The sequence below is a fragment of the Methanogenium sp. S4BF genome, assembly GCF_029633965.1.
Classification (GTDB): Archaea; Halobacteriota; Methanomicrobia; order Methanomicrobiales; family Methanomicrobiaceae; genus Methanogenium.
The window spans coordinates 2,393,391-2,405,227 of sequence record NZ_CP091277.1 but is presented as its reverse complement, the minus strand read 5'-3'; the positions used below and the strand labels follow the sequence as shown (position 1 = coordinate 2,405,227).

13 protein-coding genes are annotated in these 11,837 nt (G+C 51.4%); 5 read left to right on the top strand and 8 right to left on the bottom strand.

All coding sequences use genetic code 11. The features are described from left to right. Positions 1-30 precede the first annotated feature (30 nt). Positions 31-1,680 (top strand): hypothetical protein, encoded by a 1,650-nt coding sequence (locus L1S32_RS11570; protein ID WP_278155251.1) that lies wholly within the window; start codon positions 31-33, stop codon positions 1,678-1,680. A 111-nt stretch (positions 1,681-1,791) separates the two neighbouring features. Here L1S32_RS11570 and L1S32_RS11565 read toward each other — a convergent pair whose 3' ends face one another. Further along, entirely contained in the window at positions 1,792-3,414 is a 1,623-nt protein-coding gene (locus tag L1S32_RS11565) for a DEAD/DEAH box helicase (protein ID WP_278155250.1), read from the bottom strand. Positions 3,415-3,917: 503 nt separating this feature from the next. Between L1S32_RS11565 and L1S32_RS11560 the strand changes: the two genes are divergently transcribed. The 4 genes from L1S32_RS11560 (at position 3,918) to eif1A (ending at position 6,356) form a co-directional block, all read left to right on the top strand. Then, complete coding sequence (locus L1S32_RS11560) at positions 3,918-4,352, top strand: pyridoxamine 5'-phosphate oxidase family protein (protein ID WP_278155249.1); 435 nt, start codon at positions 3,918-3,920, stop codon at positions 4,350-4,352. A 207-nt stretch (positions 4,353-4,559) separates the two neighbouring features. Continuing rightward, on the top strand, positions 4,560-4,793 hold the full coding sequence (locus tag L1S32_RS11555; protein WP_278155248.1) for a DUF2769 domain-containing protein: 234 nt from the start codon (positions 4,560-4,562) through the stop codon (positions 4,791-4,793). A 206-nt stretch (positions 4,794-4,999) separates the two neighbouring features. Then, entirely contained in the window at positions 5,000-5,662 is a 663-nt protein-coding gene (locus L1S32_RS11550) for a protein-L-isoaspartate(D-aspartate) O-methyltransferase (RefSeq protein ID WP_347403352.1), read from the top strand. Between the two features lie 367 nt (positions 5,663-6,029). Further along, entirely contained in the window at positions 6,030-6,356 is a 327-nt protein-coding gene (eif1A, locus tag L1S32_RS11545) for a translation initiation factor eIF-1A (protein WP_278155247.1), read from the top strand. Positions 6,357-6,595: 239 nt separating this feature from the next. On the opposite strand, the gene L1S32_RS11540 is transcribed toward eif1A, so the two are convergent. The 7 genes from L1S32_RS11540 to L1S32_RS11510 all read right to left on the bottom strand — a co-directional run bounded on the left by L1S32_RS11540 (position 6,596) and on the right by L1S32_RS11510 (position 11,836). Next, positions 6,596-7,399 carry a hypothetical protein gene (locus L1S32_RS11540; protein ID WP_278155246.1) on the bottom strand — a complete coding sequence of 268 codons (804 nt, stop codon included), beginning with the start codon at positions 7,397-7,399 and terminating at the stop codon, positions 6,596-6,598. Between the two features lie 6 nt (positions 7,400-7,405). Continuing rightward, positions 7,406-7,849 carry a hypothetical protein gene (locus tag L1S32_RS11535; RefSeq protein WP_278155245.1) on the bottom strand — a complete coding sequence of 148 codons (444 nt, stop codon included), beginning with the start codon at positions 7,847-7,849 and terminating at the stop codon, positions 7,406-7,408. A gap of 2 nt (positions 7,850-7,851) precedes the next feature. Further along, on the bottom strand, positions 7,852-8,265 hold the full coding sequence (locus tag L1S32_RS11530; RefSeq protein ID WP_278155244.1) for a hypothetical protein: 414 nt from the start codon (positions 8,263-8,265) through the stop codon (positions 7,852-7,854). Continuing rightward, positions 8,253-8,777 carry a hypothetical protein gene (locus tag L1S32_RS11525; protein WP_278155243.1) on the bottom strand — a complete coding sequence of 175 codons (525 nt, stop codon included), beginning with the start codon at positions 8,775-8,777 and terminating at the stop codon, positions 8,253-8,255. Before L1S32_RS11525 ends, L1S32_RS11530 begins: the two co-directional genes overlap by 13 nt. Further along, entirely contained in the window at positions 8,771-9,880 is a 1,110-nt protein-coding gene (locus L1S32_RS11520; RefSeq protein ID WP_278155242.1) for a hypothetical protein, read from the bottom strand. Before L1S32_RS11520 ends, L1S32_RS11525 begins: the two co-directional genes overlap by 7 nt. Next, positions 9,868-10,437, bottom strand: coding sequence for a hypothetical protein (locus L1S32_RS11515; protein ID WP_278155241.1), 570 nt, complete (start codon positions 10,435-10,437; stop codon positions 9,868-9,870). Before L1S32_RS11515 ends, L1S32_RS11520 begins: the two co-directional genes overlap by 13 nt. 139 nt (positions 10,438-10,576) lie before the next feature. Then, on the bottom strand, positions 10,577-11,836 hold the full coding sequence (locus tag L1S32_RS11510) for a DUF1015 family protein (RefSeq protein ID WP_278155240.1): 1,260 nt from the start codon (positions 11,834-11,836) through the stop codon (positions 10,577-10,579). Between the last annotated feature and the right edge of the window lies 1 nt (position 11,837).

Genomic DNA, 11,837 nt, shown 5'->3' with positions numbered 1-11,837 from the left:
GCCATTCAAAAAGGAGGATACACTAGAGAAATGAAGAAACGTACGGAACACAGGAAACTCCGCCAGAGAAATGCAGAGACAATCACTTCGTCCCGGGATTCCATGTATCCGCCTGGCCCCCTCGCTGCATCCGTACAGGTTGGCCTCATCGTCACAGAGCACCACTTCACTGCCGGCCCTGTTCTGGAGACAATAAAAAATGTGTTTCTTCGCCTCGAGAATGTTCTCGCCGGTACACCTCATTCCTACCGGTTCTTCCTTCCCCACCAGGCAGGGCCGGAGCACATCATCCTTGAGGCCCTCCTTGCAGACAGTATCTGGGAGGGCGCCCGCCCCCCGGAGATAGCCCTGATATATTGTGGCAAGGATCAACCGGATAAAAGCCTCTGCCCGTTTGAAGGGGATGTAGATCATGATATTGAAATAATTCATGAAGAAGACGCAACCCCCGGATACAACCCGGTCCATGATGCGATCATCGACTGGTGCACGCTGGCGCTCCTTGTCGGAGAATGGGAACCCGGTGCTGACCTCTACCGGCCGGGGAGTGTCTTCGATCTTGCCCGCAATCACGGGCGGACTATCATTGCAGTAAATCCGGTGAACGGCAGCCACTATGAACTGGCCCATGACGACATGATCTTTGATTCCTATGCAGAGCTCAACCAGTATAATAAGGAAGATATCAACCCCGATTTGTATATCACCACATACCAGCGGTATCTTTCATCTCTGCGCAGGGAATCGGAGAAGGCATCACTGAACGACGAGATTCTGGAGCCGATTTATGGATCTTTACTCCCATATTTCACCCGGACACGCATTCTGGCAAATAAGTACCAGCGCCTGCATACATGGACAGGTACATGCGTCTCCCTGCTTGCCGCCCTTGCCGTTGCAACCATCACATTCCAGACCCTCTTTCTCCCGGAGTTGCCATGGCTGGTCTGGCTGGAAGTGTTTGAGATCTCACTGATCATTCTTTTGATGTATACGTCACGCCACGGTGATTATCACCGCCGCTGGATTGACTACAACTTTCTCACAGAACGCCTGCGTGCTGCATTTTTCCTCTGCATCATCTGCATCCAGTGTGAAAAGCCGGATACGCCACCTCATATGAGCCTTGCCCACCGCCCAAACGACTGGATGGTCATGGCGTTTGAAGAGATTATGGGCTCACGACCGATCCAGTTCTGTCGCCTTGATACACCGTATGTACCCATCAAGAACTTTTTTCGGTCTGCTTGGATTACAAACCGCCTGAGACACTATGAACGGGCAGGGAATGCTGCACGCCGCAGCCTCACACTTCTGACCCGTGCCGGTGTGGCAATCTTTTCCATCACTCTCATCCTCGCGGTTTTGCATGCAACCGGAATCGGCCACTGGGAAACGGAATACCCGTTTCGCATACCGATGATTCTTGCCTTTTTTACCATCACCCTCCCTGCAGTTGGTTCAGCCATTGCTGCACTCCGTCTCCAGCGGGAATACCAGCGCAATGCCGAACGCTATGCACACACTGTCCGCCATATCACGGCTATCAGAAACCAGATCCAGCATGCAAAGAACATGAAAGATCTCTGTGACTATCTTGAGGAGATGAACGAGGTCACCCTCCGGGAACAGCAGGACTGGCGGATAATCTTTCGCTTCCGCCGGGTTGAGGCAATGTAAAACCGGGCTGGTGCAGGTACCAGGAAAAAAGAGTCTATGGGAAAAACGGAATAACCAGTGTATTACAGGGGCAGCCTGCCCCTGTCTGGTTTCACCGGCTAAAAATCAAATTTAATACCGTTTTTTCCGGGATCTTTCGTTCTTTGGGCAGTCAAAGCCGAGAGTTTTCCCATTGACAAGTTTAATCCCGCCGATAGATTTCCCAACCATTCCCTCAACGACCTGCTTTGCCTTTTCCTGGGGGACTTCCAGCAGGGAGTAGGTGTCAAAGATGCTGATGGCGCCAATCTCCTTGCCGGTAATGCCTGTTTCTCCCGTGATCGCGCCGACAATGTCTTTTGGCCGGATACGGTCTTCCCTGCCGAGGTTCATGCAGAGCTGAACAATGCCTGAGTGGCCAAAACTATCTGCCTGAATCGAGGAGCTCTCATCCGCATCGGAACCGGTATCCAGTTTCATCTTCAGCAGCGCTGCGGCAATGTCAAGGGAGGTGTAGCCGTCAACCATGATCTGCTCGACGATCTCCACATATTTTTCATTGTCACCATCATCAGAGCTCTCCTTGATCTTCTCTATCAGATTGCGCATACGGGTCCGTTCAACGTCCCGGGCAGTGGGGAGAGGAATAGCAGTGATTGTGATATGTGCATACTTCTGGATGGACCGGAGTTTGTAGATCTCCTTCGGGCCGACAAAGGTAATCGCACGTCCCTCTCGTCCTGCCCGTGCTGTCCGTCCGATCCGGTGCACATAGTACTCCACATCCTGCGGAACATCGAAGTTGATGACAAGGTCCACATCGTCCACATCAATGCCACGTGCTGCAACATCAGTTGCAATAAGGACGTCAATTGCACCCCTGCGGAACTTTGCCATTACCCGGTCACGCTGCGACTGTTTCATATCGCCATGAAGCGCTTCTGAGAAGTATCCTCTGGTCTGCAGCTGGGTCATCAGTTCGTCTACAGCACGCTTGGTATTGCAGAAGACCAGTGCGAGCTCAGGATCATACATCTCAAGGATGCGGCAGAGCACTTCGTTCTTTTCCCGGTTGCGCACTTCAAGGTAGAGCTGCTCAATCTGCGGAACCGTCAGTTCACGGTGCTGCACACGCACGAACTCGGGGTTCTTCTGGAACCGGCGTGAGATCTCCTTGATTGGTGCGGGAATTGTTGCAGAGAAGAGCACAGTCTGTCTCTCCTTCGGGGTCTCTGCGAGAATTTTCTCAATGTCCTCCCTGAATCCCATGTCAAGCATCTGGTCGGCCTCATCCAGGACCACCATCTTTACATTGTCAAGGGAGAGTGTCCCACGGTCCAGATGATCCAGCACACGCCCGGGGGTGCCGACAACAATCTGTACACCCACTTTCAGTGCGCGGAACTGGCGTTCAATCGGCTGGCCGCCGTAGACGGGAAGAATATGAACTTTCCTAATGTATTTTGAAAGCCGGTTGAACTCTTCTGCGGTCTGGATCGCAAGTTCACGGGTCGGTGAGAGTACGATAACCTGTGTCTTTGTAGAGGTCAGGTCAACAGCATGAAGTGCCGGAATGGCGAATGCTGCGGTCTTTCCGGTACCGGTCTGTGCCTGTCCGGTCACGTCCTTTCCTTCAAGAATGGGGGGGATTGCCTGCACCTGAATCGGTGTGGGCTCTTCGAATCCCATATCTTCTATTGCCTTGATTATTTCCGGTGATATGGGAAATGTCGAGAAGCGAAAAAAGTTTTCCATTCTATTATAATGCGCGCCAGTACTTCATTATATATTGTATTGAGGAGATGCCAATATGACCCCGGACGACCACAATTAGGCAAAGTCCCGCAGTCGGTTATGGCTCACCGGCATAATCTGTGAAATCAACGGAAACAAACCAAAACGGTTAATGCGCTTCATGCAGCCTAAATGACAAAAATCTGCAGACCGGAATCAAAGATTCATACCTCAGGTCAGACAAAGATTCGGAATACACCGCGCGAATTATCACCACATCATCCTGATCCCACACGGAACCCACCCGGGCACATATACTTCTGCCGTACGATAATATCTTCTGACCCATCCCGTACGACCAGACCAGACCTCCTGCTCCCAGGGACCACGTATGCCATCGGGCCTTTATCCCGCTGTCCACACCGGATATGGCGTGAAATCCACCCCGGGCCGGGTATTCCGGTACCTGTCCACACTACCTGCCGCCAACATCTATTTATTTCCACTCTGCGAGTAGGGTCACCATGGAACTGGCAGAGAAGATCATCGGTGTGATTGGGGGCATACATGTAGGCGCAGTTGCCACCATAGCAGGAGACCGGCCTGCAGTGCGTTTCATGGCACTCAGTGGATATGATGATATGACCCTGGTTGCAGGGACCATGAAGAGCACCCGCAAGGTTGAAGAACTGAAGGCACGTCCGGAGGCTGCTATCTCAATATGGTCAGGGAAGGAATTTACCGACCCGTATGTCGGGATTCGTGCCAAGGCAGAAGTGCATGAAGACCGGGAAACAAAAGAACGCTACTGGAACCCGATGTTTGCGGAATATTTTGGATCGATCGATAACCCGGATTTCGTTCTTCTGGTCTTTACCGCCGGGACGATTGAGTATTACACACCGCCGGAGATGACCCCTGAGATCTGGAAGAGATACCTATTCGGCGCAGATAAATGAGAGAAAATCAGCCTGGTCCCCGTGTCCTGAAAAAGGGGGCACCAGAGCGCCAGAACGGGCGCTGGCAAAAATCACCCGGCATACGGTATGTCCGGTGATATGACACCTGAGTATGTGTGATGCACCCGCTGAACCGGTGCATCCACATTTTAAATATTATAACGGAGGAGGTAGGGTATCCATTCACTGAGTGGAAGGGGGGAATAGATGAAAGTACCAGACACACCTGAGAATCTGGAGATCTGTAAACGATTCTGCGGACCCTGTCCGACATTCCAGGAGAACAAACTCATGGACACGGAACCGCACGCACTCTTCTGTGCACGCGGTACGACAAAAAAAGCAGACTGCAAAAGCAAGGGCTGCAACTGCCCGAACTGTGAGGTTGCAGAGAAGTATGCGCTTACGGGCGGATGGTTCTGCCTGCATCCACCAAAATAAGCAACCAAATAAGCAGGTCCTGCTGTACTGCATCGGGTGTGCGGGAGACACATCAGGGACCGGGAAACAGTGGCATCCCGGACATTATATAATCCCGCAGGCCCTGGTCAGACACTCCTGACGGTGTGACACAGGCGCCGCGAGAGGCCAATTACCTGTCTCATCCCTGCAGGAAAGAGGATATTAGTGATTCAGGAGGAGATACCATGCAGATGGGAGAAGACATCTGGTATACTGCCCAGCGCAACCATATGGTTGACAGGCAGATTGCAGCCCGGGGAGTCTCAGACCCGGTAGTCCTCGATGCTATGCGCCGCGTGCCACGCCACCTTTTTGTTCCGGAAAACCTGCAGGATGACGCTTACGATGACTGCCCGCTTCCCATCGGATATGGGGCCACCATATCTCAGCCGTATATCGTGGGAATGATGACCGCCCTGATTAAGCCAAAACCCGGTGACAGAGTGCTGGAGGTCGGGGCGGGATCCGGTTATCAGGCAGCAGTCCTCGCCCGGATAGGCTGCCGGGTCACAGCAGTAGAACGGATTCCCGAACTTGCCCTCCTTGCACAACAGAACCTGATGCATGCGGGCGTGGAAGGTGTCATCGTCATCACCGGGGACGGGACGGCATTGCCGGAGAGCGAGGGCCCCTTTGATGCCATTATCACCACTGCTGCAGCACCGGATGTGCCGCCCTCACTAACGGCACTTCTGGCTGACGGCGGCAGAATGGTGCTTCCGGTCGGAGACAGGGATCTGCAGGTACTGACCTGTATCCATAAAACAGGAGACGACCTGACCGTCTCACATCATGGTGCAGTGCGGTTTGTTCCCCTGATAGGCGCGGAAGGATGGACACCGGTGTAGTCGACAGAAAGGAATCATCCACCCATAATAGTAATACAATTGGCTAATACAATTGGCATAACACATTTCAGCACCCGGATATTTACCGGTCCGGCGTTTTTTCGCACCATCCCGCGCAGGACTGTGAGGAAGCCAAAATTTCATGCCCAGCCCGGAACTATGCAATTGGAGGCACCGGATAAGAGAAAAAGGCGGTACCACGGGTGGACCGGGAGGAGGGCGGCCGTGTCTCAGCCGCAGGTAGTCCTGTCAGATCATCGACGATATGGCCATCAATTGCAAAGAAAAAGGCATACTCAAGGATATTTTTTCAACCACCATCATGGATGACCTTTTTATCAGAAGAGGACACATATATATAAAAGGAGTGAGTCTTCTGGCAAACCAAAACAGAAAAAAGAGCGGGCAGGCCGAAGAACCTGCAATCGTGCGGGTGAAACTGCCCAATAAAAGAAATAAGGAGATGTTTGCGGAAGCAGATCTCATGCTTGGTGCAAACCATATCAGGGTGCGCTGCTTTGACGGAATCACACGGACCGGACGCATTAAGGGGAAGATCAAGAAGCGGGTCTGGATTCGTGAAGGCGATGTGTTAATTGTCGTGCCGTGGGCATTTCAGGACGAAAAGTGCGACATCATATACCGGTACACCCGGCCACAGCGGGAATGGCTGCAGCGCAATAAATATCTCTGAATATACATAATTCTGGATATAACCTCCGGCATTTTATCCAAATATTCTTTTTTAGGAACGCGTCATATTCGACCGTACGAAGAGTGCGTCCAGTAGAACAGACATTTCTGAATCTGAACGATTCAAAAAGGTTTTTGTCCTCAGGCATTTCTGGGAATTGATGTGTGAACCCGTGTCACATCATGGATGCAGCGGAAAAATGGCTGAAGCACAACAGACAATCAAAAATGATTCAGGGATTATATTCCCAGGATCTCAACTGTATACTCTTTTATGACCAGGCGGTCGACATTCAGCTGGTAGACATCTGGATTTCCTGAGACTACCTTCAAGAAACCACTTTGCACGATATAAGGACCGGTCAAATAGTTCTCCCATGCTCGTGAAAAATCATCAGTCGAGTCGTGGAAATATTCTATCTCCACGGTTCCGGAGTCACCAAAGTCGTGGACCGCAGGGGGTTTAAGCATCGCCATCTGTATAGTCCCGATGCCACCGAGGGTCATCGGCCGTGGTGAGGTCAGGTTTGTCATAAAGATGACAAGGGTCCCCTCCCTCTCATCATAAAACCAGCGGGGATCAGAGACCATGCTCGAACCATCCTGATCCAGCTGACGTTTGACCACTGCGCCATTGGCTACCGAGATCACCGCCGTCCCTTCATCGGAGACGAATTCCAGCGATCCTGGATAGTACACATCTGAAAAGACAGTCACACTAGCCACATCATACGTCAGCGTGAAATATTCACCGCCCGCATTCTCTGCCTCCGTTGAATTGGTCACAAACAGGCTGCCACCCGACACCCCGATGGTCGTATCACGGTACGGCACATTGTTTCTGGTCAGAATCTTGATGTCATTTTGGAGGACAATCATATTCTGCTCCATAATCTTCTCATCTGAACTGATTCGCGCATCTGCAAGCACGGGGTATCCATAGAGTGTCACAATTGAAATTCCCAGAATGACAATCGTAAATACCAGAATAAACCCGATCGCTTCTGAAACCCCTGATTCATCTTTTCGTATATCTGTTTTCATCGAAACTCACACCCCTGAAGAGTTATAGGAGATCAAATTATACCCGCCACCGGTGGTATTCCCGGTTACCCCCCTGCTGGCACCAATGCCGGAGATTGCCACCTCTGCAAAAACAGACCCATCGGTAACCGTAATGTACTGGCTCTCCTCAAAACCACCCAGTCTCACTTCATACTCCTCTCCCGCCACGGTATCAGGAAGGTCAAACTGCGTCCGGATGGTCCCGTCCCCCGGTGAAATGGTGTAAAGGTCAACCATCCGCACACTCACACCGTTTCCGATATCCACATAGGAGTGATATTTGAGGGTATCGGCCGGACCTTCAATCAGACCGGCATTCACAACAAACATCATGATGACAAACATGCAGACCAGAACAGACGTGATCGTGAGATATTCTGTCATCGATGAGACGCCGTCATCATCCAGATTTCGGAACATCTTTTTCATATTCAGGGCCTCCTCTCAGGCAGCAGCAGAGCCTCATCGTATTCGGTGACGCCATTGTTGTAATGGATGTCAATTTCATGATAGGTATAGAAAATATCCTCATATGTGCCAGCGGCAGTCATGTTCCCTCCATCAATCGAGTATGTTGCAATTGCGTTGTTGCGAGACATAGAAAGGAGGGCCATATCTTCCCTGAAACGTTCCTGAAGAGTGCTCGTTGGCGAGTTGCTCCCCATCGAGACCAATTTTCCCCTGAGGTCCTGCACCTCATTTTTCGGGAACTCCATCACCGATTCAGCGGTCGTCTGGCCCACAAGCGGCGCCTGGCTGACCACGACCGCCAGCATAAACATGCCGATTGCAACGAGAAAACCCATCATCACAATCCATTGTCCATCGTCGTTCAGCGCCTCCATATGAGCACCTCCAGGAGGACCAGTTGTTTGCCGGTGTCATAACCAGATACAAACGGCCTGTCTGACAGCCAGACATACCGTGTCACACTGATCGCAGGTTCACGTGTCAGCTGGCTTGTTTCATACATCGTAGAATTACTGAACTGATATGAATGGATAGTATCTCCATCCCTGTTGAAAACCGTTGCATTGTATTCAAGGCTATCCACAATCTCAGTAGTCCCGGTATGCTTATTCAAATAATCATTAAATTCATACTTGAATTGGTCCCCATGATCACCCTGAATCATCTTCGCAAGCGGACTTTCGTAAAGCGGAGATGAATCTGCTGGCGTATCCATCATCAGCAGGGCGTCATACCCCAGCTGCTGGATCTGCATATCCGTTATATGGGCATCCCCCGGGGTATACACAATGCCGGTATTAAAAATCGTAAACGCCGTCACGAGCATGATTACCCCTGCGGTGATGCCCTCAATCGTGTAGAGCTGCCCTTCGTCATTCATCACCATATCGCCACCTCCATCACAGCATCCACGAGCTCCGGCTGTGTCACATTCGTAGTGTAGTCATACTGATATGCACCAGTCAGATAATTGTGGTCCGTGATATTGTTTGCATACACATAGGAGAAATTGAAGTTCACATTCAGAACACTCGTAATCTCATTTGAAAACGGCAGTGGAGGGTAGAGCACCATTGTGATCACTGAGCTGTTGCTGACAGACTCTGGCGAACCGCCGGTTGCGGGAACAGCAGTTCCGTTGACTTTCAGCGAGTAGGTGTCATTTGCCCATGGGTAAAGACCCGGAATGAGAATCGTGCTCCCGTCATCAAGCTGCTTGTATAGCCCCATGCGGGTGAAATTCATCGATTCAATGTCTGTCCCATTCAGGTGAGACCACAGACCTGTCAGATTGATCATAAGCTGTTCTGACTGCGGATCAATCCGGTATGCAGGGTTCACAGACCGGTTAATAAGGACATCGTATGGGATCTGCACCGCAAAATCTGCGGAGGTGCTTGTAATATTTTTATCAATAACACCAGTATAAGGACCAAGTCGAGTCGAGTTGATCTCCGCAACAGAGGGCTCTTTCACCTTGACCAGGCGCCTCATATACCCATACTGGAAGGTCGGGACCTCATCCCCGCCAACGGCATAATATGACTCACTTTCGGTCTCCAGTCTCAGGGAGATATTATAGAGATACGTGAAATCACCAAAGATGACTTTTTCACGATAATCCTCTGCCGTGAACGTGAAATCAGGAGTGCGATTAAAGAATTTATCGACCTTTTCCCGCGACAGAATATTGGGAGTATCCTTTGATACCGTAAGGCCCAGACGCTGGATGTCGTCTTTATGCTCCATGTCATAGGCCCCCATCAGATTCCATGATGGATTCTGTGGTGCACCCGGGTCCTCCACCAGAATCACCGACGTGCGGTAGGCAACAGCATCATAGTCAATATTCTCACTCTGAATGCCTGCAAGAAACCCCGGCACAAGCGATATGACCATAATAAGTGCCAGAATAAATACGGTAAATCCGGCGAGAAAATCGATTGAGAGGATTCCATCCTCATCTGTTATGTGTCTTATTGCATCCACTCCCCTGTATATGCATCAAACCGGAATGTTTCATAGAGATCCGAACCATAGACCGTAGCCACATAGGTGCCGTTACTCAGGAATATATCCGCCTCGGTGCCCGGTGCGCTGAAATATCCCGAAAGTTCATCTTCGTGAAGACGGAGGAGTTCATCAGGAGACAGAATATCAGCCGGGTCAACGGGCAGATAGGGAATAGTCCGTGACCAGTCATACTCGCTCCAGCCCCGGTCAGTATAAATAAGAACGACCGTCCGGTCCTCATTCTCCGGCCGTACAAAAAGCGCCCATGACAAGGCACGCCCGTCCCCCGTCATCTGTATACCCCGCACGGCAAGAAACGACTGGTTATGAAATGAGATCATCTCTTCATTCTGGCTGGCGCCAAGGTCAGCCAGCGCTTCATCGAGGGTCACCCCCACGCTTCGCTCATCGGAAATGTCCGACCCAAATGTCTGGGAATGCCCCCCTGAAAATATCGAATCTCCTCCCACACAGCCACAGCAGAATGCCGCAGCCACGAACAGCAGAAGAAGCCCCCCCCCATATTTACTCATACAGAAAGCCTTCCGTAGTGAATGTTTTGTGATACCGGCTAATAAATATTGATATGACTCCCGGCAATTCAATATCTTTTCGAATTGACCCGAATTTAAAAAATACAGACGAATTCAGCAAAATTGTCGAGAAAAAGAATTATTTGAGTGAATGAAGCACAAGACCGCTGAGCAGCTTTGGTTCAAACCATGTGGACTTCGGAGGCATCACACCGCCGTCATCTGCAATACCCAGCACGTCATCCACCCGGACAGGCTGCATAGAGAAGGCAAGCATAAACTCACCCGAATCCACACGATCCTGCAGGTCACGCAGCGGTCGTGCACCGCCCAGATACTGCAGACGCGGGTCGCCACGCGGGTCTGTGATGCCCAGCATCCCCTCAAGGACCGATTTCTGGAGTATAGAAACATCCAGTGAGGCAATCCGGTCTGCTGCCGGGTCCACAGGGCAGGAGAGCTCATACCAGGCACCGGCCATGTACATGTGCATCACGTGCACCGGTTCTGCAGACTCGACAAGCGGCGGGATGCAGAAGACCGTATCCTCAATCTCACCGTATGGCTTCACGGTAAATATCTCAGAGAGTCCGGCCATGAACGTCTCAGGAGTGTAGGTTCCCAGATCCCCGACCAGTCTGCTGTAACCGTGGATCTTCACCCGGTTCTCAGCAAAAATTACCGCCATAAACCGTTCGGATTCGGGCGTAAGCCTCCCTTCCTCACCACGCTTATCTGCGACATTGACCGAGGACTTGGCACGGTGATGACCATCTGCGATATAGAAGGCATCAACGCCGGCAAACATCTCCTGCAGGGTGGCGATTGCCCCTGCATCAGCAATGCGGAATACCTCATGAACCGCACCGGCACTCTTTGCGACACCGTCAGGCGTACCTTCCGGGATGAGGGAGGCAATGTAGGGGAAGATCTCCCCCGGATCACGGTAGAGGAGGACTACAAGGCCGGTGTGCATATTGGTTGTGTCAATATGGCGCGTCCGGTCCTCTTCCTTGTCGTAGCGGGTATGCTCATGGCGTTTAATTTTGTTGTTCCGGTAATCATCCACACTCACATTTGCCACAAATCCGGTGTAGATAGCGCCGCCCTGCTTGACCCGGTAGAGATAGATGCCCGGCTCATCGTCCTGCAGGAGAAGGCCGTCGTCAATCAGCTTTTGCAGATTTGCCGCAGCAGTCTCATAAACCACCGCTGCTGCGGGGTCTGTATCTGTGGGAAGGGTGGCTTCCGAACGGATGACCTGCAGAAAGCTCTGCGGATTTTCTGCGAGGGCTGCGCGTGATTCTTCAGTGGATACCACATCATATGGGACGGAGGCGATATGCTGTGCCTCTGCTGCCGGAGGGCGAAATGCCTGGAAACTAAATATATGGACCATA